General features: G+C 73.6%; 25 protein-coding genes. 17 read left to right on the top strand and 8 right to left on the bottom strand.

Features of this window, described 5'->3' with window-relative positions; genetic code table 11:
- Positions 1-10 precede the first annotated feature (10 nt).
- The 3 genes from FED44_RS11615 (at position 11) to FED44_RS11605 (ending at position 4,522) form a co-directional block, all read left to right on the top strand.
- Positions 11-1,087, top strand: a complete 1,077-nt coding sequence (locus FED44_RS11615; protein WP_138460656.1) for a PQQ-dependent sugar dehydrogenase — start codon at positions 11-13, stop codon at positions 1,085-1,087.
- Positions 1,088-1,253: 166 nt separating this feature from the next.
- On the top strand, positions 1,254-2,996 hold the full coding sequence (locus FED44_RS11610) for a PQQ-dependent sugar dehydrogenase (protein ID WP_138460655.1): 1,743 nt from the start codon (positions 1,254-1,256) through the stop codon (positions 2,994-2,996).
- Positions 2,997-3,106: 110 nt separating this feature from the next.
- Positions 3,107-4,522, top strand: a complete 1,416-nt coding sequence (locus FED44_RS11605; protein ID WP_111697579.1) for a xylulokinase — start codon at positions 3,107-3,109, stop codon at positions 4,520-4,522.
- Between the two features lie 180 nt (positions 4,523-4,702).
- Here FED44_RS11605 and FED44_RS11600 read toward each other — a convergent pair whose 3' ends face one another.
- Positions 4,703-5,404 (bottom strand): Clp protease N-terminal domain-containing protein, encoded by a 702-nt coding sequence (locus FED44_RS11600; protein ID WP_111697578.1) that lies wholly within the window; start codon positions 5,402-5,404, stop codon positions 4,703-4,705.
- 56 nt (positions 5,405-5,460) lie between these two features.
- Positions 5,461-5,901, bottom strand: a complete 441-nt coding sequence (locus FED44_RS11595; protein WP_138460654.1) for an ArsI/CadI family heavy metal resistance metalloenzyme — start codon at positions 5,899-5,901, stop codon at positions 5,461-5,463.
- Positions 5,902-6,077: 176 nt separating this feature from the next.
- Here FED44_RS11595 and FED44_RS11590 point away from each other — a divergent pair, with 176 nt between their 5' ends.
- Both FED44_RS11590 and FED44_RS11585 read left to right on the top strand, forming a co-directional pair.
- Positions 6,078-6,839: a DeoR/GlpR family DNA-binding transcription regulator gene (locus tag FED44_RS11590; protein WP_244301847.1), complete on the top strand. Its 762-nt coding sequence runs from the start codon at positions 6,078-6,080 to the stop codon at positions 6,837-6,839.
- A 540-nt stretch (positions 6,840-7,379) separates the two neighbouring features.
- Positions 7,380-8,609, top strand: coding sequence for an MFS transporter (locus FED44_RS11585; protein WP_111697575.1), 1,230 nt, complete (start codon positions 7,380-7,382; stop codon positions 8,607-8,609).
- Here FED44_RS11585 and FED44_RS11580 read toward each other — a convergent pair.
- Positions 8,570-8,920 carry a hypothetical protein gene (locus FED44_RS11580; protein WP_111697574.1) on the bottom strand — a complete coding sequence of 117 codons (351 nt, stop codon included), beginning with the start codon at positions 8,918-8,920 and terminating at the stop codon, positions 8,570-8,572. The two genes, FED44_RS11585 and FED44_RS11580, sit on opposite strands and share 40 nt — an antisense overlap.
- 115 nt (positions 8,921-9,035) lie before the next feature.
- Positions 9,036-9,803: a TSUP family transporter gene (locus tag FED44_RS11575; RefSeq protein WP_138460653.1), complete on the bottom strand. Its 768-nt coding sequence runs from the start codon at positions 9,801-9,803 to the stop codon at positions 9,036-9,038.
- 219 nt (positions 9,804-10,022) lie between these two features.
- Here FED44_RS11575 and FED44_RS11570 point away from each other — a divergent pair, with 219 nt between their 5' ends.
- Genes FED44_RS11570 through FED44_RS11560 form a run of 3 tightly spaced genes read left to right on the top strand, consistent with a single transcriptional unit; the run spans position 10,023 to position 15,051 of the window.
- Positions 10,023-13,358, top strand: a complete 3,336-nt coding sequence (locus FED44_RS11570) for a BTAD domain-containing putative transcriptional regulator (protein WP_138460652.1) — start codon at positions 10,023-10,025, stop codon at positions 13,356-13,358.
- A gap of 44 nt (positions 13,359-13,402) precedes the next feature.
- Positions 13,403-14,047, top strand: coding sequence for a hemerythrin domain-containing protein (locus FED44_RS11565; RefSeq protein WP_138460651.1), 645 nt, complete (start codon positions 13,403-13,405; stop codon positions 14,045-14,047).
- Positions 14,047-15,051, top strand: coding sequence for a pyridoxamine 5'-phosphate oxidase family protein (locus FED44_RS11560; RefSeq protein WP_138460650.1), 1,005 nt, complete (start codon positions 14,047-14,049; stop codon positions 15,049-15,051). The genes FED44_RS11565 and FED44_RS11560 overlap by 1 nt, the downstream gene beginning before the upstream one ends.
- Before the next feature lie 25 nt (positions 15,052-15,076).
- Here FED44_RS11560 and FED44_RS11555 read toward each other — a convergent pair whose 3' ends face one another.
- Positions 15,077-15,829: a hypothetical protein gene (locus tag FED44_RS11555; protein WP_244301846.1), complete on the bottom strand. Its 753-nt coding sequence runs from the start codon at positions 15,827-15,829 to the stop codon at positions 15,077-15,079.
- 124 nt (positions 15,830-15,953) lie between these two features.
- Between FED44_RS11555 and FED44_RS11550 the strand changes: the two genes are divergently transcribed.
- Genes FED44_RS11550 through FED44_RS11540 form a run of 3 tightly spaced genes read left to right on the top strand, consistent with a single transcriptional unit; the run spans position 15,954 to position 18,858 of the window.
- Complete coding sequence (locus FED44_RS11550) at positions 15,954-16,997, top strand: AAA family ATPase (protein ID WP_138460648.1); 1,044 nt, start codon at positions 15,954-15,956, stop codon at positions 16,995-16,997.
- Entirely contained in the window at positions 16,994-17,914 is a 921-nt protein-coding gene (locus FED44_RS11545) for a DUF58 domain-containing protein (RefSeq protein WP_111697567.1), read from the top strand. Before FED44_RS11550 ends, FED44_RS11545 begins: the two co-directional genes overlap by 4 nt.
- Entirely contained in the window at positions 17,911-18,858 is a 948-nt protein-coding gene (locus tag FED44_RS11540) for a VWA domain-containing protein (protein ID WP_111697566.1), read from the top strand. The genes FED44_RS11545 and FED44_RS11540 overlap by 4 nt, the downstream gene beginning before the upstream one ends.
- Positions 18,859-18,863: 5 nt before the next feature.
- On the opposite strand, the gene FED44_RS11535 is transcribed toward FED44_RS11540, so the two are convergent.
- The 3 genes from FED44_RS11535 to FED44_RS11525 all read right to left on the bottom strand — a co-directional run bounded on the left by FED44_RS11535 (position 18,864) and on the right by FED44_RS11525 (position 21,924).
- The gene (locus FED44_RS11535) at positions 18,864-20,279 is read right to left on the bottom strand and encodes a hypothetical protein (protein ID WP_244301845.1); all 1,416 of its coding nucleotides are present in this window, start codon (positions 20,277-20,279) and stop codon (positions 18,864-18,866) included.
- Between the two features lie 137 nt (positions 20,280-20,416).
- The gene (locus tag FED44_RS11530; RefSeq protein WP_187406058.1) at positions 20,417-21,364 is read right to left on the bottom strand and encodes a hypothetical protein; all 948 of its coding nucleotides are present in this window, start codon (positions 21,362-21,364) and stop codon (positions 20,417-20,419) included.
- Positions 21,364-21,924, bottom strand: a complete 561-nt coding sequence (locus FED44_RS11525; protein ID WP_138460647.1) for an RNA polymerase sigma factor — start codon at positions 21,922-21,924, stop codon at positions 21,364-21,366. The genes FED44_RS11530 and FED44_RS11525 overlap by 1 nt, the downstream gene beginning before the upstream one ends.
- Before the next feature lie 144 nt (positions 21,925-22,068).
- Between FED44_RS11525 and FED44_RS11520 the strand changes: the two genes are divergently transcribed.
- The 6 genes from FED44_RS11520 (at position 22,069) to FED44_RS11495 (ending at position 26,876) form a co-directional block, all read left to right on the top strand.
- Positions 22,069-22,719, top strand: a complete 651-nt coding sequence (locus FED44_RS11520; RefSeq protein ID WP_111697563.1) for a class I SAM-dependent methyltransferase — start codon at positions 22,069-22,071, stop codon at positions 22,717-22,719.
- On the top strand, positions 22,716-23,297 hold the full coding sequence (locus FED44_RS11515) for a TrmH family RNA methyltransferase (protein WP_244301844.1): 582 nt from the start codon (positions 22,716-22,718) through the stop codon (positions 23,295-23,297). Before FED44_RS11520 ends, FED44_RS11515 begins: the two co-directional genes overlap by 4 nt.
- Positions 23,298-23,354: 57 nt before the next feature.
- Entirely contained in the window at positions 23,355-24,152 is a 798-nt protein-coding gene (locus FED44_RS11510; RefSeq protein WP_111697561.1) for a glycerophosphodiester phosphodiesterase, read from the top strand.
- Positions 24,153-24,198: 46 nt separating this feature from the next.
- Positions 24,199-25,548 (top strand): MFS transporter, encoded by a 1,350-nt coding sequence (locus tag FED44_RS11505; protein ID WP_111697560.1) that lies wholly within the window; start codon positions 24,199-24,201, stop codon positions 25,546-25,548.
- A 563-nt stretch (positions 25,549-26,111) separates the two neighbouring features.
- Entirely contained in the window at positions 26,112-26,339 is a 228-nt protein-coding gene (locus FED44_RS11500) for a hypothetical protein (RefSeq protein WP_138460646.1), read from the top strand.
- Between the two features lie 192 nt (positions 26,340-26,531).
- Positions 26,532-26,876 (top strand): RNA polymerase-binding protein RbpA, encoded by a 345-nt coding sequence (locus FED44_RS11495; protein ID WP_030509898.1) that lies wholly within the window; start codon positions 26,532-26,534, stop codon positions 26,874-26,876.
- Positions 26,877-26,966: the final 90 nt, after the last annotated feature.

The raw sequence follows: 26,966 nt of genomic DNA, 5'->3' as shown, positions 1-26,966 counted from the left end.
GGAGCCTCTCATGCCCAAGCGTCTCGTCGTGGCGCTCTCGGCCGCGCTCAGCGCGGTCACCGCGTCCGCCGCCCTCGTCGCGATCCGGCCGGCGCCCGCGGGCGCGGACACCGGCGGATACGACTTCGCCCACCCGCAGGTGGTCGCGACGGGACTGCGGGCGCCCTGGGGGATCGCCTTCCTGCCCGACGGCAGCGCCCTCGTCTCCCAGCGCGACACGGCGGACATCATGCGGGTGCGCCGCGGATCCGCGCCCGTGAAGGTGGCCACGGTCCCGAACGTGTCGCCCGGGGGCGAGGGCGGCCTGCTCGGCATCGCGGTCTCCCCGGTCTACGCCCTGGACCAGTGGGTCTACGCGTACTTCACGAGCGCCTCCGACAACCGGGTGGTCCGGTTCCGGCTGAGCTCGCCCCAGACGCAGCAGCCGATCCTCACGGGCATCCCCCGCGCCCAGACCCACAACGGCGGGCGGATCGCGTTCGGCCCGGACGGCAGGCTGTACGTGGGCACGGGCGACGCCGGGAACTCGGCCAACGCGCAGAACCTGAACAGCCTGGGCGGCAAGATCCTGCGCCTCAGGCCCGACGGCACGGTGCCCGTCGACAACCCGTTCGCCGGCTCGCCGGTCTACAGCTACGGCCACCGCAACGTCCAAGGCCTCGCCTGGGACGACAGCGGCCGGCTGTACGCCACCGAGTTCGGCCAGAACACCTTTGACGAGCTCAACCGCATCCTCCCCGGCCGCGACTACGGCTGGCCGATCTGCGAGGGCGTGTGCTCCGACCCGCGCTTCACCAATCCCCTCGTGACGTGGAGTCCCGCCGAGGCGTCACCCAGCGGCCTCGCGTACGCCAAGGGCACGCTCTTCGCCGCGGCGCTGCGCGGGACGCGGCTGTGGACGGTGCCGATCAGCGACGGTGCGGCGGGCACCCCGGCGGCCGAGTTCCAGGGGACGTACGGGCGGCTGCGCACCGTGGCCGTCGGGCCGGACTGCTCGCTGTGGGTGGCGACGAGCAACCGCGACGGCCGCGGGAGCCCGGCCGCCGACGACGACCGGATCATCCGCGTCCGGCCCGCGGCCCGCTGACCCTCACCGTCGCCGGGTCTGAAAGTTTCCTCACCCGGGCCCCTGCTGCGGACAAACACGCAGGCCGCCGGACGGGCTCCCGCCGGTCCGTTGCCTCTGGCGCGGCGGACGCTTTCGATGATTGACAAGCCGGTATGCGGTCCCCGTCTCCTCCCGGGAGCACGTGATGCCCAAGCGTCTGTCCGCGGCACTCGCGGCCGTCCTCTGCGCCGTGACCGCCGCCGCGGTGCTCGTCGCGACCCGTCCGGTCCCCGCGGGAGCGGCCACCGGCGGGTTCGACTTCACCAGGGCGCAGGTCTCCATCACGGGACTGCAGTCACCCTGGGGGATGGCCTTCCTGCCGGACCGCAGCGCCCTCGTGACCGAACGCGCCACCGCGGACATCTGGCGGGTGTATCCGGGATACATGCAAACACGGGTGACCACCATCCCGAACGTGTACACGACGGGTGACGGCGGCCTTCTCGGCATCGCCTTGTCCCCCGCCTTCCTTCAGGACCAGTTCGTCTACGTCTATTTCACCAGCGCCTCCGACAACCGCGTGGTCCGGTTCCGGTGGGGCGCCCCCAACACGCAGCAGGTCGTCCTCAGCGGCATTCCCCGCGGCCAGTCCCGCAACGGCGGGCGGATCGCGTTCGGTCCCGACGGCATGCTGTATGTCGCCACCGGCGACGCAGGCACCCCCGTCAACGCGCAGAACGGCACCCTGGGCGGCAAGATCCTGCGCCTCAGGCCCGACGGCACGGTGCCCGCGGACAACCCGTTCGCCGGCTCGCCGGTCTATAGCTACGGCCACCGCAACGTCCAGGGCCTCGCCTGGGACGCGGGCGGCCGGCTGTACGCCACGGAGTTCGGCGAGGACGCCTGGGACGAGCTCAACGCCATCGTCCCGGGAGGCAACTACGGCTGGCCGTCCTGCCAGGGCGTGTGCGGAGACGTACGCTGGCGCGACCCGATCGTGACCTGGCGCCCGGCCGACGCGTCGCCCAGCGGCCTCGCGTACGCCAACGGGACGGTCTTCGCCGCGGCCCTGCGCGGGACGCGGGTGTGGGCGGTGCCGGTCGCGGGCGGCATGGCGGGCACGCCGGTGGCCGAGCTTCAGGGGAGGTACGGACGGCTGCGCACCGTCGCCGTCGGCCCGGACGGCTGGCTCTGGGTGACGACGAGCAACTACGACGCCGGCGGGACTCCTGTCTACGGCGACGACCGGATCATCCGGATCCCGCCCGTCGAAGGCTGGCCGGCCTCGCCGTCGGCCAGCCCGTCGCTCTCACCGTCGGCCAGCCCGTCGCCCTCGCCGTCCGGCGGCTCCTCGCCGTGCCTCTCCCCCTCGCCCAGCCCTTCGCCGTCACCGTCACCGTCGGTCAGCCCTTCACCGTCGGTCAGCCCTTCAGCGACGCCGTCACCCAGCCCGTCACCATCAGTCAGCCCCTCGCCGTCACCGTCGCCCAGCCCCTCCCCCAGCCCTTCGCCGAGTGCCTCGCCGTGCCCCTCGCCAACGCCCAGCCCTTCACCGTCACCGAGCCCTTCACCGTCGCCCAGCCCTTCACCGTCGCCCAGCCCTTCACCGTCGCCCAGCCCTTCACCGTCCACCGGTACACGCTCGTGCGAAGCGACGATCCGTTTCATCCTGTCGTCGGCGGGGCCCGCATACGGCGAACTGACGGTGCGGAACACGGGAACGCTGCCCATCTCCTCGTGGACCGTCACCTTCAAGGTCCCCAACGGTCTGAGCTGGGTGCAGATGTGGAACGGCGGCCGCATTCCGCCGGGAGGCACGGTGACCGTCCCCAACCAGCCCTGGAACGGCGCGCTGCCGCCGGGCGCGTCGGTGACGACGGACTTCGCGATCGGCTGGTCCGGCGGCACCGTCGGAGCGCCGTCGCCCATCACCTGTACGGCCACCTGACCCCCCGGCTGGGCCGCTCACGAGCGGCTTCGGTGACCCGCGACGGGTGTGTCATGATCTTCGCGACCCACCCAGCGCGGTCGTCCGCGCCCGAGATCCCCGGAGGACCGGTGCCCCTCGTCGCCGGGGTCGACTCCTCGACCCAGTCGTGCAAAGTCGTCGTTCGCGACGCCGAGACCGGGGAACTGGTGCGCGAAGGTCGCGCACCGCACCCCGCCGGGACGGCCGTGCCGCCGACCGCGTGGGAGGCCGCACTGTCCGACGCGGTCGCACAGGCCGGCGGACTGGACGACGTGGCGGCGGCCTCGATCGCCGGGCAGATGCAGGGCATGGTGTGCCTGGACGCGGACGGCGCGGTGATCCGGGACGCGGTGCTGTGGAACGACACCCGCTCGGCCGGCGCCGCCGCCGACCTGATCTCGGACCTCGGCGGCGGGGAGGCGGGACGGCGAGCATGGGCGGAGGCGGTCGGCCTGGTGCCGGTGGCCAGCTTCACCGTCACCAAGCTGCGCTGGCTGGCCTCGGCCGAGCCGGACAACGCCGCCCGCACGGCCGCGGTGTGTCTGCCGCACGACTGGCTGACCTGGCGACTGTCCGGCGCGCCGGGGCTGGACGCGCTGCGCACCGACCGCAGCGAGGCGAGCGGGACCGGATACTGGTCGGCCGTGACCGATGAGTACCGCCTGGACCTGATCCGGCTGGCGTTCGGCCGCGACGATGTGCTGCTGCCGCAGGTGCTCGGGCCCACCGGTCAGGCCGGGCACCTGCGCACCGGTGCGCCGCTGGGCCCCGGCGCCGGGGACTGCGCCGCGGCGGCGCTGGGTGCCGGTGCCGAGCCGGGCGACGTGATCGTGTCGATCGGCACCTCGGGCATCGTGTCCACCGTCTCCGACGTGCCGGCCGCGGACCCGAGCGGGATCGTCGCCGGGTTCGCCGACATGACCGGCCGGTTCCTGCCGCTGGTGTGCACCCTCAACGCCGCCCGGGTGCTGGACGCGGCCGCGACCATGCTGCGGGTGGACCACGCGGAGCTGTCGGCGCTGGCGTTGTCGGCCCCGCCGGGCGCCGACGGGCTGGTCCTGGTGCCCTACCTGGAGGGCGAGCGCACACCGAACCGCCCGCACGCCACCGGAGCCGTCCACGGCCTGACCCTGCGAACCTCGACCGCCGCGCACCTGGCCCGCGCGGCGGTCGAGGGCATGCTGTGCGGACTCGCCGACGGGCTGGACGCGATGATCGCGCAGGGCACGACGGTCGACCGGGTCATCCTGGTCGGCGGCGGCGCCCGCTCGGAGGCGGTGCGCCGGATCGCGCCGGCGGTCTTCGGCCGGCCCGTGCTCGTCCCACCACTGGGGGAGTACGTCGCCGACGGCGCCGCCCGCCAGGCGGCCTGGATGCTGTCGGGCGGGCAGCGACCGCCGTCGTGGACGATCGGGCAGGTCGAGACGCACGAGGCGGACCCTGTGCCGGCGATCCGCGAACAGTACGCCGCGGCCCGCGAGAGCGTCCTCGACCGCACTGAATGACGGCTGCCCGACGGCGGCAGCGCCGGTCAGCGGGCCGGCCTGCAAGCCGCGCGCCACGCCGAGGCGTTCACGCGCGGCGCCGGGCGATCTGTTCCGGCCCGTCTCGGCCGAACCCACGAAGTGGGGCGACCCGCGTGCGAAGCCACTGGACGGGGACGCCTGGGAGCAGGTCGAGCCGGCCTACTCGTCGCGGGCCGCGGATCGCTTGGCGATCTCGGTCCTGACCGTCTCGTGCAGCTCGTCCGACGTGAAGCCGAGGTTGCGCAGGATCTGCGCGGCCGGGCTCTCCTCGGCGCGGATCAGGCCCAGCAGCGTGTGTTCGGTGCCGACCCAGTCGTGGCCGAGGTCCGCCGACGCGCGGCTCGCGTGCTCGATGACCTCCTTGCTCTCCGGCCGGAACGCGATGTGGCCCCGCAGCGCCTTGGGCCCGGCCGGCGGCATCGCCTCCTCGATCGCGTCGCGGATGCGTTGCTCCGACTCGGTCTTCGCCATCAGCACCTCGTACGCGAGGCCCCGGGGTTCGCCGAGCAGGCCGAGCAGGATGTGCTCGGTGCCGATGAAGTCGTGCTTGTGCGCTCGGGCGGCCTCCTGGGCCAGCACGATGGTGTGCCGGTTCAGGTCGGTGAACCGATCGAACACGTTCGGCGCGTGGCGTTGCTGGGCGGCCTGCTTGGACACCCCGATGGCGTCGCCGACCTCGCTCCACGAGGCGCCCGCCTGCTTGGCCTTGCCGACGTAGTGGCCGACGAGCTGGTCGGCGAGGTCGGACAGGGTCTGGGCACGCAGTTGCGCCTCGCTGATGCGGGCCAGGTGGTCGGCGTCGGGGAGTTCCTCGTCGAGACGGGCGATCAGGTCGGCGAGGCTGATGTTGAGTGGACTCATGCGTCAACCGTAGCTTGACGATTCTCGATCGTCAATCTTCGGTTGACGGCTGTTCCTCAACCCTTCTCCTCAGAGGTGCCGCAGCACGCGGCACTGTCGGCGGTCGCCGTCCCGCTCCTGCCGATGACCTCCGCGTCGGCCTTGACCACGTACACCTCCCAGGGCTCACCTCCGGGGCCGTGCACCCACACCTTGTCCTGCAGTGCGTAGCAACAGCTGGTGTCGTTCTCCTCGAAGGTCGCCAGGCCGGCCTCCTTCAGCCGCTCGGTCGCGGCCGTGACTTGCGCGGCGCCCTCGACCTCCACGCCGAGGTGGTCCATCCGGGTGGGCTCCCCCTGCTCGCCTTCCAGGAGCACCAGCTTCAGCGGGGGCTCGGCGACGGCGAAGTTGGCGTAGCCGGGCCGCCGCTTGGCGGGCTCGACGCCGAACAACTTGGAGTAGAAGGCGATCGACCCTTCCAGGTCGGCGACCCGCAGGGCGAGCTGAACACGGGACATCGGTTCCTCCGTGGACCGTGAAGCCGCGGGCACGCCCGCTGCTTCGACGACTGTCTAATCAAGTTATCGGCAGATTGTGTCCCCGTCCCAACTCTCGCACCCGGCCTTACAAAGTAGATTTAGTTGCTCTCGGACAGACCGTGTGTTCAAATGAACATATGGAAAGTGCCGACCGCATGCGTGCGATCATGAATGCGCTGCGCACGACCGACAGCGTCTCCGTGGCCGAGCTGGCACTGGCGTACGGGGTCTCGGAGATGACCATCCGCCGCGACCTCGACGAACTCGCTCAGCAGGGCGTGGTCCGGCGGGTGCGCGGCGGCGCGCTGAGCCTGCTGCTGCGCGGCGAGGAACCGCCGTTCGGGGTGCGTGAGCGTGAGGCGGTCGAGGCCAAGCGGCGCATCGCCGCGGAGGTCGCCTCCCTGCTGGCCGATGGTGAGGCCGTGGTGCTCGACGGCGGCACGACCGCGCTGGAGGTCGCGCGGGTCGTACGCGACCGGCGGCTGACCGTGCTGCCGCTGGCGCTTCAGGCGGCGCAGGAGCTCGCCGCCGCGCCCCGCGTCCGTCTCGTGCTGCCCGGCGGGGAGGTGCGTCACGGTGAGATGAACTTCGTCGGTCCGCTCACCGAGGCGTCCATCAAGGCGCTGCGGTTCGACACCGCGGTCGTCGGCTGCTGCGGCCTGTCCGCCGAGCACGGCCTGACCGCGCATGACCTGCCCGAAGTGGCCATCAAGCAGGCCGCGATCGCCTCGGCCCGCCGGGTGGTGGTGGTCTGCGACTCGGGTAAGTTCAACCGGACGGCGTTCGGCGCGGTCTGCGGACTCGACCGGCTCGACGTCGTCGTCACCGACGACGGGATTCCCAAGGACCAGCACGACGCCCTCGCCGCCGCCGGAGTCACCGTACGCACGGTTCCCGGGACGGCGTCCGTTCCCTGACGGATCCACGCCACGCGGATCGTGCCGCCCGTCCCGTACACGCCCGACCAGAACTCCCACGGAGGTCGCCCGCCCGCCTACGTCACTTCGCCGCCGGTCGTGCGGGTCTCGTCCCGTCCTGACGGGCGGCCGCCCGTCTTCGGCCAGCACACCGTCCCGCTCACCGTCCTGGTCACCGTCCTGGTCACCGCGCCGACCGCTGTCCCAGTGCGCTGTACAGCGCCGCCTGCCGGCGCCGATCCCCAGTCCCTACGCCATGGCGTCAATGGCACAGCGCCGATCTCACCGCGCCGCGGGTGAGGCCAGGCGGCGCCGGCCCGGCGCGGCGTAGCCCCTCTCCCCCACGCACCCCGAATCCCCCCATGTGTCCAAAGCACGCGTGTCCGAAGCACGGACACGGACGGGTGCTTCCACCATCCCGAACGCCGGACGTGATCGATCGCACATCCACCGGCATTCGTACGCACACCGCCACAGCTCGGCAGGCCCGGCGGCCCGGGCCCTGCCGACACGACCACAGCCTTCGAGGAGCGATGCGACATGGCCCTGTCCGCCCCCGCCCGTCCGGCGCTCGTCCGCGCCCGGGTGGCCGTCTACGGTCTGTTCCTGCTGTCCGGGATGGCCATCGGCACGTGGACCAGCCGGATCCCCGCCATCAAGGCCGACCTGCTGCTCAGCGACGGCGCGCTGAGCCTCGGACTGCTGGGCATCGCGGCCGGCGCGATCACCGGCATGCAGATTGTCGGCCGGTTGGTGGACAGGTACGGCAGCTATCGGACGATGCTGCCGGTGGCCGTCGCGCAGGGCGTCGTGCTCGTGCTCCCCGCGTACGCCCCGAACCTGCCGGCGCTCGCACTCGCCCTGTTCGTCTTCGGCTCGGTCCACGGCACCCTCGACGTCGCGATGAACGCCAACGCCGTCGTGGTCGAGCGGGCCTACGGCAGGCCGATCCTGTCGTCCTTCCACGCGGTGTTCAGCGTCGGCGGGTTCGCGGGGGCGTCCGCGGGTGGGCTGTTCGCCCACGCCGATGTGAGTCCGGCCCTGACCTTCGCGTCCGTGGGCGTGGTCATCCTGCTCGTCGCACTGCTGAGCGCCCGCTGGGCGCTGCGCGACGACCCGCCGGGGCGCACGGCAGCGTCCGCGCCCTCCGGAAGCGGCCCGGCCCGGCGGCGCGTCAGCGGCGGCGTGCTGTTCCTCGGCGTCCTCGCGTTCTGCTGCCTGGTCGGTGAGGGCGCCTCGGCCGACTGGGGATCGGTCTACCTGCGTGACAACCTGGGCTCCTCCCCCGGCTTCGCCGCCGCGGCGTACGCCGCCTTCTCAATCATGATGACGGCCGGGCGGTTCGCCGGAGACCGTCTCGCCGCCTGGCTGGGCCCGGTCACGCTGGTGCGCTGCTGCGGGGTGCTCGCCGGGGCGGGTCTCGCGGCCGGGGTCCTCGTGGCCCGGCCGGTCGCCGGTGTCGTGGCGTTCGGGCTGTTCGGCGCGGGACTGTCGTGCATCATCCCGCAGGTGTTCTCGGCCGCCGGGCACCGCGACCCCGCGCAGTCGGGCCGGGCGCTGGCGGCCGTGGCGAGTCTCGGCTACACCGGTTTCCTGACCGGCCCGGTTCTCATCGGCGGCCTGGCGGAGGCCGTCACCCTCCCGTACGCGCTGCTGGTGCCCGCCCTGCTCGCGCTGTTCGTCGCCCTCGCGGCCCCGGCCGTACGGGCGCCGCGGCGCGAGCCCGACGATCAGGCGCGGGTGACCTTGACGCCGCCGAAGACGCCGTAGCTGCGCACGCGGACGAGAGGCCCGGAGGCGCCGGCCGTCGCCGGGTCCACCGCGCGTCCGCCGAACAGGCTGAAGCCCTCGACCTCGACCGCGGCGTCGGCGGGCACCCGCAGCCGCACCCCTCCCACGAGGGAGACCTTCGTCACCGTGGTGACCGGCGCCATCTCGGCGTCGCCGAGGTCGAGGTCGGCGCCGCCGACAGGAGTGAGGACGACCGTGTCCGCGGGCATCCGGCCCTGCCCGCGGTGCCTGAGACCGCCGAGAAGCGAGACGTGCCAGTCCGTGCGCTGCGATGAGTTCGTGTTCGTCATGGCCTTCACGGTACGGATGGCCGGCTGGCGTGATCAGTGCCGAGCGTCGTGTGCCGACCATGACATCCGTCATGGCGGCGGCCCGGTCCCGCCTCCTCCGGGAAATCAGGGGTGGTCAGGTGGCGAGGAACTGGTCGTAGGCGAGCTTGGCGACCAGGGCTGCCACCACGCACAGCAGGACGGCCCGGACGAACCCGGAGCCGCGGCTGAGCGCCATCCGGGCGCCGATCTGCGCCCCGGCGATGTTGCAGGCGGCCATGGCCAGTCCCACGGCCCACAACACGTGCCCCTGCGCGGCGAAGACGACGAGGGCGCCCAGGTTCGTGCCGGTGTTGATGACTTTCGCCGTGGCCGAGGCGTGGACGAAGTCCATCCCGAGGATCGAGGTGAACGCGATGAGCAGGAACGTCCCGGTGCCCGGCCCCAGGATGCCGTCGTAGTAGGCGATGGCCATGCCCGAGACCGCCAGCGCCGCGACGACCCGCCCCCGGGTGCGCAGGTGCGGCTGGGGCAGGCGGCCGAACGCCGGTCGCAGGGTCACGAACGCGGCCACTCCGAGCAGCACGACCATGACCAGCGGTTTCAGCACGGCGGCGTCGAGCAGCGCCGCCGACGCGGCGCCCAGACCCGCGAAGGCGACCGCCAGCGCCGCGGCGGGCACGGCCACGGCGCGGTCCACTTTCGTCCTGCGGGCGTAGGTCAGGGCGGCCGAGGCCGTGCCGAAGATGGCGGCGGACTTGTTCGTCGCCAGCGCCTGGACCGGCGGGACGCCGGCCAGCAGCAGCACCGGAAGCTGGAGCACGCCCCCGCCGCCGACGACGGCGTCGACCCACCCGGCGGCCACCGCGGCAAGCAGCAGCAGCACGATCTGCCCGGCGTGCATGCGCCGCGTCCCCCCTTTTGCCCCCGCTTTTGCCCCGGTTTGACCCTGGCCTGACAGGGCCGAGCCTATCGGGCGGCCGTGTGGCCGACGTCGGCGAAGGCGACGAGAACGGCCGAAGGCCGGCCACGACCAGGACGATCGGTCGTGGCGCTGGAAAACCGAACAGCTCCGGAAATGTAACAATTGGACCGGTTGAACGGTGCTCCCTACCATTGGCCCGTGCGGCTGAACGTCCTCGGGCCCGTGGAACTCGTCGTGGCCGGGCAGGCCGTATCGGCCGGACCGCCGAAGCAGCGAGCCCTCCTGGCCCTCCTCGTGATGAACTCCGACCGGGTGCTCCCCGCGGACCTCCTGGCCGACCGCCTGTGGTCGGGCAACCCGCCGCCCAGCGCCCAGGGGAGCCTGCAGGTCTACGTCTCCAACCTGCGCCGCCGGCTGGAGCCCGACCGGCGGCCGGGCGCGGCCCCGGCCGTCCTGGTCAGCGCCGCCGACGGGTACGGCCTGATGACCGGCGGGCTCGGCCTCGACACGAGGGACTTCGAGACGCTCGTGTCGGCCGCGTCCGGCCATTTGGCCGAGGGACGGCACGAGGAGGCGGCGGCCGCCCTCGCCGAGGCGCTCGACCTGTGGCGAGGCGACCCGTACGCGGACGTGCGGTCCGAGGAGTGGGCCCAGCCGGAGATCGGCCGTCTGGAGCAGGTGCGGCTGGACGCGGTGGAGGGGCTGGCCACGGCCCTGCTGGAGCTGGGCCGCCACACGGACGTGGTCGCACGGCTGGATTCGTTCGTCCGCGAACACCCCCTGCGGGAGCGTGCCTGGGAACTGCTGGTGCTGGCCGACTACCGGGCGGGCCGGCAGGCGGCGGCCCTCGAACGCCTGCGCAGGGTGCGGGAGGTGCTCGCCGGGGAGCTGGGCATCGACCCCGGGCCGCGGCTGCGGGAGCTCGAAGGCGCGGTGCTGCGCCAGGACCCGGCGCTGCTCACGCCGGAGCGGCCCGCCACGCCGCCACCCCCGCGGCGGCCTCCGGCGCGGACGCCGGAAGAGACGACGCCGAAGCGGACGGCTTCGAAACAGGCGCCGGCGCGCAGGGCTCCCGAGCCCGCGGCGGACCAGACGGTCTTCGTCGGCCGCGAGAGCGCGCTGGAGTTCCTGCACGCGGCGGCCAAGGCGTCGTCCGACGCCGGGCAGGTCGTGCTGGTGGACGGCGAGCCGGGGGTCGGCAAGACGAGCCTGCTGAAGCGGTTCCGCGCGACCGCCGCCGTGCCGGTCGGCTGGGGGTCGAGTCCCGACCACGAGACGGCGCCCGCCCTGTGGCCCTGGGAACGGGTCCTGCGCGACCTCGCCGCCGCGTTCCCGGAGGCCGCCCTGCCCGGCGAGGTGAGCACGTTCCTGTCGGGCGGGCTGGAGGCGATTCCGGCGGCCGACGCGCAGGGGGCGCGGCTGCGGTTCTTCGAGGCGGTCGGCACGTTCCTGGCCGACGCCGGCCCGTTGATCGTCGTACTGGAGGACGTCCACGCGGCCGACGACGCGACGCTGCGGCTGCTGGTCCACGTGGCGTCCACCGCCCGGCCGGGCCTGCTGCTGGTGGCGACCTTCCGGCGGCACGAGGCGTCGGCGCTCACCGGCACGCTGTCGGCGCTGTCGCGGCTCGGCGCGCGCAGGCTCGGGCTCGACGGGCTCACCGCCGAGGAGGTCCGCGCGCTCGTCCGGGAGTTGTCCGGCCGCGACCCGGGCGGCCGCAGGGCCGAGGAACTGCGCGGGCGCACCGCCGGGAACCCGTTCTTCCTCGCGGAGCTGGCCCGGGCGGGCGAGGAGCTGCCGCAGGGCGTGCTGGACGTCGTGCTGCACCGGGTGGCGGCCCTGGGGGCGGAGGCGGCCCGCGTGCTGGAGCTCGCCGCCGTGATGGGCGACGAGTTCGAGGCGGGCGTCCTGGCCCGGGTCGCCGGCGGCACGGTCGGCGACCTGCTGCCGCCGCTCGACGCGGCCCTCGACGCGGGGCTGATCCGGGAGTCGTCGTACCGGCTGGGCGGGTACGAGTTCGCGCACGCCCTGGTGACCGACGCGTTGCTGTCGCGCCGGTCGCGGCTGTGGCGGGCGCGCGTGCACGAGCAGGTCGCCGGCGTCCTCACCCACGTCCACGGGGACCGGGACGACCACGCGGCGGTGATCGCGCGGCACTGGCTGGCGGCGGCGGAGCTGGGCGCGGAGCCCGCCCGCATGGCGATGGACTACTCCGCCCGCGCCGCGCGGGCGGCCCTGCGGCGGCACGCGCCCGACGACGCGGCCGTGTCGTGGCAGGAGGCGCTGGCGGCGGCCGAGCCGGCCGGGGCCGGTCCTGCCGAGCGGTTCGAGCTCGCCGTCGGGCTGGCCGAGAGCCGCTACGCCGCCGGGCGGTTCGACGAGGGCTACGAGGCGGTCGAGCAGGCGCTCGCCCTGGCCGGCGCCGACCTGGACCAGGCCGTCAGGGCCGCCGACATCGCGATGGGACACGGCGTCTGGGTGCCGTTCCGCTACGACCTCGATGTGGCCGCCCTGCGGGAGGCGATGGACCGGGCCGTGCGCGAGCTGCCCCCGGACACGTCCGCGTGGGCGACGGCACAGGCCGTCCGGGCCGTCGTGCTCGCCCAGACCGGCCGCGAGGACGAGGTCGACGCGGTCTCGTCGCAGGCCGTGGCGGCGGCCGAACGCCTGGGCGACCCCGCCCTGCTGCGGCGCGTGCTCCACCTGCGGCTGCTCGCCATGCAGGGACAGGACTTCATCGAGCAGCTCGCCGCGACCGCGCGGCGCCTGCTGGCCGAGCCGGACCTGTCGTCCCAGCTCAGGGTGATCGCCCAGCTCCACCTCGTCACCCATCACGTCGAGCACGGGCGCGTGCCGCAGGCCCGCGCGCTGCTGACGGAGACCGGCGCGCTGCTGCGCGACCTGCACAACCCCACATTGGCACTGCAGGCGGCGATCGCACACGTGGGCCTCGACCTGTTCCAGGGTGTGCCGGACCCGACTCGCCACTTCGAGCCCGTCAGGGCGACGCTGTCCTTCTCCGACCTCGCGTACTTCGAGGTGGGCATGCTCGCGGTGCGGGCCGAGACGCTCATTCAGGAGGACCGTCTCGGCGAGGAGGCGGAATGGATCGAGGAGACGTTCCGGCGGACGGGCCTGGCCGGGCTCGCCTACGTCCTGGCGTACGCGCTGGCGGACCGGGGCGAGCACGAGCGCGCCCGGCGGCTCCTGCGTGAGACCCCGATGCCGCCGCGCGACTACCACTGGTCGATGTCCGCCATGTGCCGGCTGCACGCGGCGATCCGGCTCGGCGAGACGGACATCGTGCGGGAGGTCTACGACGCGTTCCGTCCCTTCGCCGGGCTGCTGCATGTGAGCGGCACCTGCACCACGATCGACGGCGCGTACGACGGCCACATGGGCGAGGCGCTGCTGGCGCTCGGCGACCGCGAGGGGGCGCGGGCCCACCTGCGGGAGGCGGTGCGCCTGCTGGAGCAGGCGGGCGGGGGCTACTGGCTAGCAAGGGCCCGACAAGCCCTCGACAAGTGCGCGTAGGGGCGTGACGCGCACGCTGTTCCCGACAGTGAGGGAACAGACTGATGATCAAACCAGAACACCTGACCGGATTCCTGATGATGCACGCCGGTTTCCGCGCCGAGTTCGGCCGCCTGGCCGAGGCGTGCGCGACCCCGCGTGACGACGCGCACGAGGAACTGCTGGAGGAGCAGCTCGCGCTCGTGCTGGACATGCTGCACGCCCACCACTCGCACGAGGACGCCCACCTGTGGCCCACGCTCGTCGGCCGCGCCCCGGAGGCGGCGGACGTGCTGGCCGAGCTGGAGTCCGAGCACGCCGTGCTCGACCCGCTCGTCGCGGCCGCCTCCGACCGCGGGGTGCCCCTGGCCGGGCGCGCGCCCACCCTGCGGCGGCTGCACGAACTCGTCAACGAGCACCTCGACCACGAGGAGCGGACCGCCGTGCCGCTCATGCTCCGCCACCTCACCCTCGACGACGTCGAGGCCGACAAACGCCGGGCGATGGACGACTTCGGCCGCCGCCGGATCCCCGTCATCTTCGGCTGGCTCGCCTCGAGTGCGGACACCCGCCTGCTCGCCACGTCGTACGCCGACCTGCCCGTCGTGGCCCGGCTCATGTTCCGCCTGTTCTGGTGGCCGGCCTACCGGCGGCGCTTCGCCCGCCTGTACGGCGCCGCCGCCCCCGCGAACGCCGTCCTGGAGTCGTGATGACCACGCCCGTATCGACCATGTGGCCGCGCGAGACGGCCGAGCTCTTCGACCGCGCCATGGTGTGCGAGTACGCCTCGCTGACCCGCGACGGCCGGCCCGTCACCTGGCCCGTCACGCCGTACGTCGGCGCGGCCGGCACGCTGGACGTGAGCACCGGGCTCACCTACCCGGACAAGGCCGAGCGCGCCCGGCGCGACCCGCGCGTCGCGCTGCTCTGCTCCGATGCCGAGGGCACCGGACCGGACGGTGCCCGCCCCCGGGCGCCCGTCGTCCTCGTGCAGGGCCGGGCGACCGTACGCGACGCGGATCTGCAGGCCGGCACCGACCGGTACGTCCGCGAGTCGCTCGCCAAGACCGGCGCCGGGTTCGCCGGGATGCCGTGGTTCCTGGTGAAGCGGCTGGGATGGTATTTCGCTCGCATCTGGGTGGAGGTCACCCCCGAGAGGATCGTCTGGTGGCCCGAGGGCGACCTGTCCAGGACACCCGAGATCTGGACGGCCCCCGGGGACGTCGCGGTCCCCGCCTCCGATCCGGCCCCCACAGGCCCCCGGCTGCCGAGCCGGTCGGTCCCGCCGGCGGACTGGCGGCCCTTCGCCGATCGCGCGGCCCGCCTCGGCGAGCCCGTCGTCACCATGGTCGCCGACGGCATGCCGCTGGCGGTGCGCACCCGCTCGGCCGTACGCACCGAGGCCGGTTTCGACCTGCGCCTGCCCGCGGGGGTCCAGGCGGCCGAGGGGCCGGTGTGCCTGACCTTCCACCGGCACGGCCCGGCCATGGAGTGGCAGGAGAACGTGGTGCTCGTCGGGACCGCGACCGGAGTGGGCGACCGGCTCGGCGTGCGGGTCGAGCGGGCCCTGAACGACTGGAGCCTCTCCGGGAACCGCCGCGAGCGGAACCGCTCGTTCCTCGGCCAGGGCAGGCTGCTCAGGAAGCGCCTGAAGGCCGAGGCCGCCCGCCGCGGCCAGCCCGTCCCCCGCGTCCGCCGCCCCCAGCCTGACTGACACGTCGGCCGGACGTACGCGGGGCTCAGATGGGACCGCGTCCGTCGTCGAGGTCCATCGGCCACGGCGACTCGCTGCCGCTCCCGGACGGGCCGGGGGTGGGCCGCTGCGGCACCGGCGAGGCGGGCTCGGGCGGCGGGCTGGGCACGAACTGCGTGTTCGGCAGCGGCCGGGCCGGTTCCTGCTCGTCCTCGCCGCGGAACAGCAGCAGCCAGGCGGCCACGAGGAGCACGAGCACCAGGGTGGCGAGCAGCGTCGAGGCGAGCACGACCGAGCGGCGGGTGGCGACCGCCGGGGGCGGCGGGGCCGGCGGGCCGGGCACCGCGGGGGTGGCGTCGCCCTGCCAGTAGTGCAGGAAGTCGGGCCCGTGCCGCTGCCCGATGAGCGTGCCGGACACCGTGACGGGGTCGAGGAACCGCTCGGCCCCCGGGGCGTTCGGCACGTACGGCACGGCGACCCAGGGGGCGGGACCGTCGTGCATGGCCAGGACGGTCGGCGTGTCGGGGGCGCCCCGGCCGCGCATCCGGTCCACCAGGGAGGCGCCCCACCCGAGCACGCCCGTACGGCCCTGCCGCTCGGCCTCTCTGATCGCGGTGACGAACCGGTCCCGGGCCGCGGCGTCGAGGGCGGCGCCGCTGCTGAGGACCGCCACCGACACCACCCGGCCGTCGGGTGCCCGACCCAGGTAGACGAGGCCGGCCTGGGCCGTGCGCAGGCGTGCCTGCAACGCGATCGGTCCCACGTGGGACGGGTCGCCGTACTGCAGAGGGGTCACCATCTCCTCCACATCAAAACACACAAGCACGACAACACACGGGCGCGACAGGGGGTGTGGCGCGCGCCGGGACGGGCAAATGGGAGAGAAATGGATTCTCCCGCCGAGTCACGGTTGAATAACGAGCATGACCGTTGCCGATGAACGCAGTGACCCCGAGCCCGGCGAGGGCGTCGCGGAGCAGGAGGACGGGGAGGCTCGGCTGGATTCCCTGATGGACGCGCTGGCCGAGGTCCGCCGTGTGATCGTCGGGCAGGACCACATGGTGGAGCGGCTGCTGGTGGCGCTGCTCGCCCGGGGGCACTGCCTGCTGGAAGGCGTGCCGGGGGTGGCCAAGACCCTCGCGGCCTCCACGCTGGCCACCGTGACCGGCGGATCGTTCGCCCGGATCCAGTTCACCCCCGACCTCGTGCCAAGCGACATCGTCGGCACCCGCGTCTACCATCCCGGCTCCGAGAGCTTCGACGTCGAGCTCGGGCCGGTGTTCGTGAACTTCCTGCTGGCCGACGAGATCAACCGCGCCCCGGCGAAGGTCCAGTCGGCGCTGCTGGAGGTGATGGCCGAGCGGCAGGTCACGCTCGCCGGGCGGACCCACCCGCTGCCCCGCCCGTTCGTCGTGCTCGCCACGCAGAACCCGATCGAGTCCGAGGGCGTCTACCCGCTGCCCGAGGTGCAGCGCGACCGGTTCCTGTTCCGGGTGCTGGTGTCCCACCCGAGCGCCCACGAGGAGCTGGAGATCCTCCAGCGGATGAGCGTCCGGCCGCCGGTGCCGAGGCCGGTGCTGGACCCGGCCACCCTGCTGCGGTTGCAGGACATGGCCGAGGAGGTCTCGGTGCACCAGCTCGTGGCCGACTACGTCGTACGGCTGGTCATGGCGACGCGGACCCCGTCGGAGTACGGTCTGCCCGACCTGGAGGACACGATCGAGATCGGGGTGAGCCCGCGGGCGACGCTGGGCCTGGTCTCCGCCGGGCGGGCGCTGGCTTTGCTGCGCGGCCGCGACTACCTGCTGCCCGACGACATCCGCGACGTCGCCGTGGACGTGATGGCGCACCGGCTGATGCTCACCTTCGACGCGCTGGCCGACGAGGTGGACCCCGCCGAGGTCGTCGGGCGCATCCTGCGGGCCGTGCCGCCGCCCCTCGTGGTGTGGAACCAGGGCATGCGATGAGCGGCGGCAACCCCGACCAGGCGCTCCGGCGGCTGGAGCTCACGGTGGTGCGGCGGCTGGACGGGCTGCTGCAGGGCCGCCACCAGGGGCTGATCCCCGGGCCGGGCAGCGAGCACGGCGACAGCCGGGTGTACGTGCCCGGCGAGGACGACGTGCGCCGCATGGACTGGGCGGTGACCGCCCGCACGACGGTCCCGCACGTGCGGGACCTGATCGCCGACCGGGAGCTGGAGACCTGGGCGCTGGCCGACCTGTCGGCCAGCATGGAGTTCGGCACCGCCGAGGTCTCCAAACGCGACCTGGTCATCTCCGCCGTGGGGGCGATCGGGATCCTCGCCGGACGGGTGGGCGACCGGTTCGGCGCCTACATCCTGTACGGCGACGACGTGCACCGGTATCCGGCCCGGCAGGGCAGGCCCCGGCTCTACGCGTTACTGCACTCGCTGCTCGGCGCGCCGCCCGCGCAGGGCTCGGTCGATCTCGGGGAGGGGCTGGAGATGATGGCGGCGGCGCACCGCAAACGAGGGCTGCGGGTGGTCGTCTCCGACTTCCTCGACCCGGCGGACTCCTGGGAGCCGCCGCTCCGCCGCCTGGCCGCGCGGCACCAGGTGCTGGCCGTCGAGGTGGTCGATCCGCGCGAGCTGGAGCTTCCCGACGTCGGTTTCGTCACCCTCACCGACCCGGAGACCGGTCGTTCGCGCGGCGTCCACCTGTCGCGCGGGATCAGGGAGCGGTACGCCGAGGCGGCGGCCGAGCAGCGCTGGGAGATCCGTACGGCGCTGCGCCGGGCCGGGGCCGCGCACCTGGTCCTGCGCACCGACCGCGACTGGGTGTTCGACCTCGCCGGGTTCGTGCTGCGGCAGCGGCGCACGGCCCATCTGATGCGGCGGGCCGCGGGCAGGAGGGCGGGCGCGTGACCTTCCTGTCCCCCGGCTGGCTCTGGCTGTTCGTCCTGGTCGCCGCGATGATCGCGGCGTACGTGGCGCTGCAGTTCGCCCGCCGCCGCTACACGCTGCGCTTCACGAACCTGGCGCTGCTGTCGCTGGTTGCGCCGGAGCGGCCCTCGTGGCGGCGGCACGTGCCGGCCGTGTTGTTCCTGATCATGATGGCCCTGCTGGTCATGGGCGCGGCCAGGCCCGCGGGCGCGGTCAAGGTGCCCAGGGACCGGGCCACCATCATGATCGCCGTGGACGTGTCGCTGTCGATGGATTCCAACGACGTCGAGCCCACCCGGCTCGTCGCGGCCAAACAGGCCGCCCAGCAGTTCGTACGGGACCTGCCGGACCGGTTCAACGTCGGCGTGGTGGCCTTCGCCCGGTCGGCGGCCGTGGTGATCTCCCCCACGACCGACCACGCGGCCGTGACCACCGCCATCTCCAGCCTGACCACCCGGGCCGGCACGGCGATCGGCGAGGCGGTGTTCAACTCGCTCGACTCGATCAGGTCGTTCGACCAGCGGGCGGTGACCGACCCGCCGCCCGCGGCCATCGTGCTGCTGTCGGACGGCGACAACACCTCCGGCCGGTCGGTCAACGAGGCCGTGGAGGCGGCCGTCGGCGCCAAGGTGCCGGTGTCCACGATCGCGTACGGCACGCCGGAGGGCACCGTGACGATCGACAACCGGGCGGTGCAGGTGCCGGTCAACAAGGCCACGCTGCAGTCGTTGTCGGACGGCACCGGGGGGCGGGCGTACACCGCCGAGTCGGGCAGCGAACTACGGGACGTCTACGCGCAGATCGGCACCTCGCTCGGGTTCAAGGTGGTGCACCAGGAGATCACCCAGCGGTTCCTCGTCGCCGCGATCATCGCCGCGATGCTCGCCGCCGCCGCGGCCATGCTGCTCGGCGCCCGCATCCCCTGACCGGATCACGCCCGCGTCCCGGCGAACGGCGCCTCGCGGGCCGCGCCGCCGGGCACCGCCGGACGACGAGGGGCCCGGCCGAAGGCCAGTCCGGCCGCCAGGCACGCCACGGGCACGACGGGAAGCACATACCGGTGGTCGAAGTCGAGCACGGCCACCGGCGCGACCAGCAGCGTCACGGCGACCGCCCACGGCAGCGCCGCCGTCCGGGGTCGCCGCACCGCGCCCGCGGCGCCCAGCAGCAGGACGGCGGCCAGCAGCGGCCCGCGCAGGTAGGCCGGGTACTGGTAGGCGACGAGCAGGTCCGCGTACGGCCGGACCGACCGCATGCCGGTGAGATCCGGGTCGTACTCCCTTCTGGCCTGCCCGGCGAGCGGCTGATCGGCGGGCAGCGGCCAGGTGCCGCGGGCGAAACCGAACGCGGGGACGGTGCGCGCCGGGTGGGCGACGGGGGTCCAGGCGAACGCGAGCGCGGTGTCCGTCGCCACGTCGCGCAGGTAGTCCATCGGCTGGGCGGCGATGGCGCGCAGCGCGAAGGCGCGGGCCCGTTCGTTGAGCGCGGCGTGCCCGCCGGGGAGCCGGTTGAGGGAGGACTCCCCCGCCCACACGTACTCGCTCGCCGCGTCGAGCGCGAGGCCGTTCGGGCACAGCGGCGCGAGGTCCGGCGGAGGCCGGACGAGCGCGCAGTCCGCGAAGGTCATGGTGCGGGCCCACAGCGCGACCCCGTCCCCGCCGCCGATCGCGAACCTGCCGTGGACCCCGGCGTACCATCCCGCGTACGCGGCGACCGGCAGCAGCCCGGACAGGGCGAGCACGGCCAGGCGGCGCCAGGGGACGCGGCGTACGGCGAGCACCAGCACGGCGAGCAGGATCAGCGGCAGCGCGATCGTCCGCGTGAGGGCGGCTCCCGCGAGGAGCAGGCCGGCGGCCCCGGCGGCGCGCGCGGACGGCACCGGGCGGCGGACCAGCAGGGCCGTGGCCGCCACGACCAGCAGGATGAACAGCGAGTCGGACAGCACCGCGTGCTCCAGGCGGAGGAACGACGCGTCGAACAGCACCGGTGCCGCGGTGGCCACGGCGGCCCAGCCGGGCGCTCCCCTGCCGCGCAGCGCCGCGTAGACGACGACGCCGGTCGCCAGTCCCATCGCGTGCTGCACGGCGACGACCACCTCGACGCTGTGGAAGGGCAGGAGGGCACGCAGCAGCAGGGGGTATCCGATCGGGTGGAACCCCTGCTCGGGCCGCAGGTGGACGGCGTTGTGCAGGTAGGTGAACGAGTCGTACCAGTACAGCCGGGCGGGCGGGTAGCCGAGCATGGTGACCGTCCGGAGCGCGGCCGCGATCGTCAGCGTGACCGTGAAGGCGCGGTGCCGCCCGGCCCGGGCGAGGACCGGGAGCAGGCGGTGAGCGTACGCGAGCATGGCGAATCCGATCGGGGAGGGGAGACGGGCAGGCGTCATCCGCGCACGGCGCCGAGTGGCCGGGTTCCGTGATCGCGGCGGGAGGTCGGTCGCCTCGCCGAGCCGCGTGGTTCAGCGCGACCCGGCGGCTCGGCGGCTCAGGGGTGGGACGGTGACCCGGCGGCCGCCGGGCAGTAGGCGTCCCTGGCGCGTGGCCGGGGGTTGGGGGCGGGGCCGACCAGCAGGAGCGCCTGTCCGTCGGCGACCATGATCCCCTCGTGGACGTACCAGCCGGCGGGGGCGGTCAGCCGGGCGCCGTGGGCGGCGTAGGAGGTGAACTCCGCTCGCACGCCGTGCTCCCGCAGCAGCGGCAGGACCTCGGCGACGGTCCTGTTGAGGAAGTCCACGCAGTGGAAGGGCCGGCCCTCCATGTCGATGTGCTCCATGAGGCCGTACCGCTCCCCCGGCCGGGCGGCGCGGCCGATCAGCACCTCGGCGTGCCCGCGGAAGTCCACCGGGATGCGGAACCCGGCCGGGCAGCCGGCGAGGCGCGCGCACAGGCCCGACGCCGGGATCGCGGTGATGGCGCTGTTGTCGCGGGTGCCGTCGACGTAGAGCGCCCGTCCCGCCGAAGCGGGCGCCGTGGGCACGATCCGCACCTCCACGTCCAGGCCGCGCTGGCGCAGTTCGCGCTGGTACGTCGCGGGATCGGCGAACAGGTCCCGCACCATGACGACGTAGTGGCCGCCCTCCCGCCTGATGTCGAGCGCGGCGGAGGCGGGATCGGGGCCGAGTCCGGCAGCCCCGGGGACGATCCACGACACTGCGAGCATGACGGCGGCGAGCGGGAGGACGACCGCCGCCAGGCGGAGCCGGAGACTCCGGACGGCCCCGCCGGCCGCGCGCCGGAACCGGTTCCCGCGACCGTGCGCCGGAAGCGGCTCCGAGACGATCTCGTCCAGCAACTCCATGGCCGGCGGTGTCAGCCCCGGCCCGGGATCGGGGGCGATGCCGGCGATCAGGCGGCGCAGGTCGTGGTCGCGCGCGGGGTCCTGAGCGTGACCATGTGCGCGGCCGTACGTGCCGCCGTGAGCGTTGTGGTCCATCACGCCTCTCCTCCCGCCAGTGCCGCCATCCGGACCCCGTACCGGGCCATGTCCACTCCCGCGGAGCTCAATTCCGCGGCGAGGCGTTTGCGGGCCCGGTGCAGCCGGAGGCGGGCGGCCCCGCGCGAGCAGCCGAGCACGGTGGCGATCTCCGCCGACGCCAGCCCTTCCCAGCTCGCCAGCGCCAGCACCTCGCGGTCGTCGGCGCCGAGCCGCCGGAACGCCCGGCGTACGGCGTCGAGCTCCCCGTGGTCCGGCGGCCAGGGCGGCTCTTCCCGCCGCCGCGCGTCCCACAGGGCGAGCTCCGCTCCGAGCCGCTCGACGAGCGCGCTCCTGCGGGTCTCGGCCCTGCGGCCGTTGGCCAGCACCCGCCGGGCCACGCCGTACAGCCACAGGCGGGCCGCCGGACCGGCGGGGACGTCGCCGATGCGCCGCCAGGCCGTGGCGAAGGTCTCGGCGAGGGCGTCGGCGGCGTCCTCGGGGGACGTGGTGCGGCGCCGGACGTAGGCGAGGAGATCCGCGTAGTGCGCCACGTAGATCTCCTCGAAACGGCGCCTCATGTCCCCGCGGCCCACCGCTGCTCCCCCTTCACCGTTTTTTCCCGCCATCTCGTACGTGTCCGGAAGGCCGGAAGTGTTTCACCCCCGTCTCCGCGGAGCCGTCCGTGGAGATCACCGCTCCGCGGCGTTGGTACGTTTGGGCACGTGGCCCATTACTTCGAGGAGCGTCCCGAGGCGGACAGCCGGCCGGGGACGGTCACCCTGGTCCTCCCGGATCTGCACCTGCGCCTGGAGACCGACAGCGGGGTGTTCTCCCCCGAGCGGATCGACGCCGGGACCCGGGTGCTGCTGGAGACCGTGCCTCCGCCGCCCCCGGAGGGCGACCTGCTCGACCTGGGCTGCGGCTACGGCCCGATCGCGCTGACCATGGCGTCCCGGGCGCCGGGGGCGACGGTGTGGGCCGTCGACGTGAACCGCCGTTCGGTGGAACTGTGCCGCAGGAACGCCGCGAGCGCCCGCCTTGACAAAGTAAGGTCGGCGCACGCCGACGAGGTGCCGGAGGACGTCAGGTTCCGGGCGATCTGGTCGAACCCGGCCATCCGGATCGGCAAGGCCGCCCTCCACGCCATGCTCACGCGGTGGCTCGACCGGCTCACCCCCGACGGCAGCGCGTACCTCGTCGTGCAGAAACACCTGGGCTCCGACTCGCTGCAGCGCTGGCTGACCGAGCAGGGCTGGCCCGCCTCGCGGCTGGCCTCCCGGTCCGCCTACCGCGTCCTGCGGGTGGACGCCCGCCCCGCACCCTCCCCCGCGCCCTCCACTGTGCGCGGCTCTTCCGGCGACCAGGAGCGATGAGCGCCCCGATGAACACGACCAGGACGACCACGACCAACCCGCGCAGGCAGCTCAAGCCGACCGACGTCAAGCGGCTCAACCGCACCTGGCGCCGCAACACCGAGGGCCGGCTGGCGCTGATCCTCGAATCCGTCACGGGCCCCTTCAACATCGGCTCGATCTTCCGCACCGCCGCCGCGTTCGGCGTGGAGACGATCTGGCTGGCCGGCAACGCCACGCCGCCCACCAACCCCAAGGCGCAGAAGACCGCGCTCGGCACCGAGCGGCTGGTCGAGTGGCACGAGCCGGTCCCGGTGACCGACGCCGTACGCGCCGCCAGGCAGGAGGGCTACCGGGTCGTCGCCGTCGAGCTGACCGGCGACGCCGCGCCGCTGCACGAGGCCGCGCTGGACGGGGACGTCTGCCTGGTGCTGGGCAGCGAGGACCACGGCTGCTCCCCCGCCTGCCTGGAGGCCGCCGACGCCGTGGCCTACATCCCGCAGGTCGGCAGGGTCGGGTCGGTGAACGTGGCGGTGGCCGCGGCGATCGCGATGGCCGAGGCCAGGCGGCGGGAATGGGCGTCGTTGGGCGCCTCGTGACCCAAATGTTCATGTCCGTGCGCTGACGCACTCTCCGAGACCCGGCATACTCCTTTCGTGCACCGCCGTTTCGCGTTCCTCGACCATCCCGGCCCGCTCGCCTTCGCGCACCGCGGCGGTGCCGCCGAGGGCCGGGAGAACACCATGGAGGCCTTCTCCAGGGCCGTCGGCCTCGGCTACACCTACCTGGAGACCGACGCCCACGCGACCTCTGACGGCGTCCTGCTCGCGTTCCACGACCACACGCTCGACCGTGTCACCGACCGCGCCGGACGTGTCTCCCGCCTCCCCTACCGCGAGGTGCGGACGGCCAGGATCGGCGGGCGGCACGAGATCCCCCTGATCGAGGACCTGCTCGGCACCTGGCCGGACGTACGGTTCAACATCGACGTCAAGGAGAGCGCCGCGATCGCGCCGCTGGCCCGGGCGATCCGCCGCACCGGCGCCCACGACCGGGTCTGCCTGACGTCGTTCTCCGACGCCCGGCTGTCGCGCGCCCTGCGCGCGGTCGACGGGGAGGTCTGCTTCTCACTCGGCCCGCGCGGGCTGGCCGCCCTGCGCACCGCCGCGATGGGCGGCGGGTACGGCCGCCTGCTGTCGGGGCTGGCCCGGGCGGGGGTGCCGTGCGCGCAGGCGCCCATCGGGTTCCGCGGCCTGCGGGTGACCACCCGCGCCCTCGTACGGACCGCGCACGCGATCGGCATGCAGGTGCACGTGTGGACGGTCAACGACCCGGTGACGATGGCCCACCTGCTCGACCTCGGCGTGGACGGCATCATGACCGACAACATCAGCGGCCTGCGCGACGTCCTCAAGTCGCGCGGGCAGTGGCACCCCCGCCCGGCGGTCCCGTAACCCGCGGGACCGCCCGGCACGACCGCTCCACAGGCGAGGAGAGACGATGACCGCCCCCCAGGTCGTTCAGGAGGAGCTTCCCGGCGCGCGACGGCGGGAGCAGCGCGGCTGGTACTGGTACGACTGGGCCGACTCGGCGTTCCAGACGACCGTCCTGACCGTCTTCCTCGGGCCGTACCTGACCTCGGTCGCCACGACGGCGGCGGGCGGCCCGGACGGCTTCGTGTCGTTCCTCGGCCTGGACCTGCGGCCGAAGGCGTACTTCACCGCGATGGTGACGATCTCGGTGCTGCTCCAGATCGTGGTCATGCCGGTCGTCGGCGCCGTGGCCGACCACACCGGGCGCAAGAGGCGCATCCTCGGGTCGCTCGCCTTCACCGGCGCGGTGGCGACCTTGGGGTTCTACCTCGTCTCCGGCGACGCGTACCTGCTGGGCGGCGCGCTGTTCCTGCTCGCCAACGTCACCTTCGGCTCGGCGCGGGTCGTGTACGACTCCTTCCTGCCCCAGATCGCCGGGGCGGAGGAACGCGACACGATCTCCAGCAGGGGGTGGGGCTTCGGCTACCTCGGCGGCGGCCTGCTGCTCGCGCTCAACCTGGTGGTCTACCTGTTCGCCGACATCGACGAGGGCCTGGCGGTGCGGATCAGCCTGGCCTCGGCGGGCCTGTGGTGGGGCGCCTTCACGATCATCCCGATGCTGCGCCTGCGCGACCGGCGGGTGCCGGTCCACGAGGCGACCGCGGCGCGGGCGGTCGCCGGCAGCGTGCGCCAGCTCGGCCGCACGATCGCCGAGGCGCGCCGCTATCCCCGCACGCTGCTGTTCCTGGCGGCCTACCTGGTCTACAACGACGGCGTGCAGACCGTCATCGGGTTCTCCGCGACGTACGCCGACCAGGAGCTGGGGCTGGGGCAGACCCACCAGATCGGCGCGATCCTGATGGTGCAGTTCATCGCGGTCGGCGGCGCCCTCGGGCTGGGGCGGCTCGCGGCGGTGTTCGGGACCAAGCGCACGGTCCTCGCCAGCCTGGTGGTGTGGACCGTGGTGGTGGGGGTGGCCTACTTCCTGCAGAAGGGCGCGGCCCTGCAGTTCTACGCGATCGCCTTCGCCATCGCGATCGTCATGGGCGGCACGCAGGCGCTGTCACGGTCGCTGTACTCGCTGGTGATCCCGCCGGGGCGGGAGGCGGAGTACTTCAGCCTGTACCAGGTGAGCGACAAGGGGTCGGCGTTCCTCGGCTCACTGGTGCTCACGCTGGCGCTCCAGCTCACCGACAGCTACCGCACCGCGATCGTCTCGCTGATCGTGTTCTTCGTTCTCGGATTCGTGCTGCTCACGACCGTCAACCTGCCCCGGGCCATCCGCGACGCGGGCAACGAGGTCCCCGACCACATCTGAGAGGACGCGTTCTGGGAGGGATCGTCCGTGCTGCCTGGAGGCATGACCCCCCGACGGGCGGTGTGGCTCGTGCTGACCCATCGCGCCAGGGCCTTCGTTCCCGCCTGGGTGAGGGCCGGCTGGTGGCCACCGCTGCCCGGAGGGTGGGGAGTGCGGCGCTGGACCCGCGTCCCGGGCTGGGTGGACAACGGGCTCGCGCCCGCGCTGGCCGCCGCGATCTCCACGGTGATCGCCTGGCGCCTCGGCCGGCAGGGTGAAGAGCTGATCGTCGTCGCCGGCGTGGTGCTGGTCGCCGTCCGGCTGGTGCCCGTCGTCTGGCCCGCACCGGTGCGAGATCGGCACGTCGCGCGGCGCGCGGACCACCCGGTCCTGCTGGCGGCCGTCGCCGAGGTCGCCGACGCACTCGGAGTCCGACGCCCGTCATCCGCGGACCGCGGCGAACGCGGTTCTGCGCGGCGCGCTCATGAGCGCGTCATTCGACTGGTTCGTGCACCGCTACGCCGCGGATCTGCCCGCCCACCGATACCTACCGCTGGACCTCTACCAGGCATGGCGCTGGAAAGGTGCACCAGGACGACCTTCTGGCCCGGCTCATGCCGCGCTACCTCGAACTCTCCGCGACCGGCTCACTCGGCCTGGACGCGGCCAGCCGCATGGCGGAGCTGGGGATCGTCCTCGACCAGGCGCCCAGGCCGGCCGCGGACCCGATCCTGTCCACGCCTGGTCTCACCGTCGAGGCGCGGTTCGGCTCGCCGAGGCGATCGAGCAGGGCCACCCGTTACCCGAGATGATGCCTGTCCGGTATCGGTCAGCGGTGTGACTCGATCTTGAAGGCGCGGTTTCTACCGCACAGCTGGGACCGGTGGGACGGAAAAAGCGCGATTGGATCAGGTCTCGGCTGGGAATCCCTTCACGGTATCAGGCGTTGTACGCGGTGGCGAACGAACCCCCTCGAAGGCGGGGACCTCAGGAGGCTTAAGAACATGGGCGAGCGTGCACTTCGCGGTACCCGGCTCGGCGCGACCAGCTACGAGAACGACCGCAACACCGACCTGGCCCCGCGCCAGGAGGTGTCCTACACGTGCCCCAAGGGTCATCTCACCACCGTCCCGCTCGCCGTCGAGGCCGAGATCCCGACGACCTGGGAGTGCCGTCACTGCGGCAGCCCGGCGCTGCGGGTGGACGCGGAGCAGCCGCAGCAGAAGAAGGCGAAGCCGCCGCGGACCCACTGGGACATGCTTCTCGAGCGCCGCTCGATCGAGGACCTGGAGGAGGTGCTCAACGAGCGGCTGGCCATTCTGAGGGAGCAGCGGCGCAAGAGCGCGTAGGACGCCTGTGACGCCCCCGGCGGCCCTGGTCTCCAGGGCCGCCGGGGGCGTTTCGCGTGTGCCGGCCTGTCCGCGGGTGCGGGCGAGGCG

The organism is Microbispora triticiradicis, from assembly GCF_005864065.1.
In the GTDB taxonomy this organism is placed as follows: Bacteria; Actinomycetota; Actinomycetes; order Streptosporangiales; family Streptosporangiaceae; genus Microbispora; species Microbispora triticiradicis.
The sequence above is the reverse complement of the archived record's forward strand: the minus strand, read 5'-3'. Positions and strand labels throughout refer to the sequence as shown.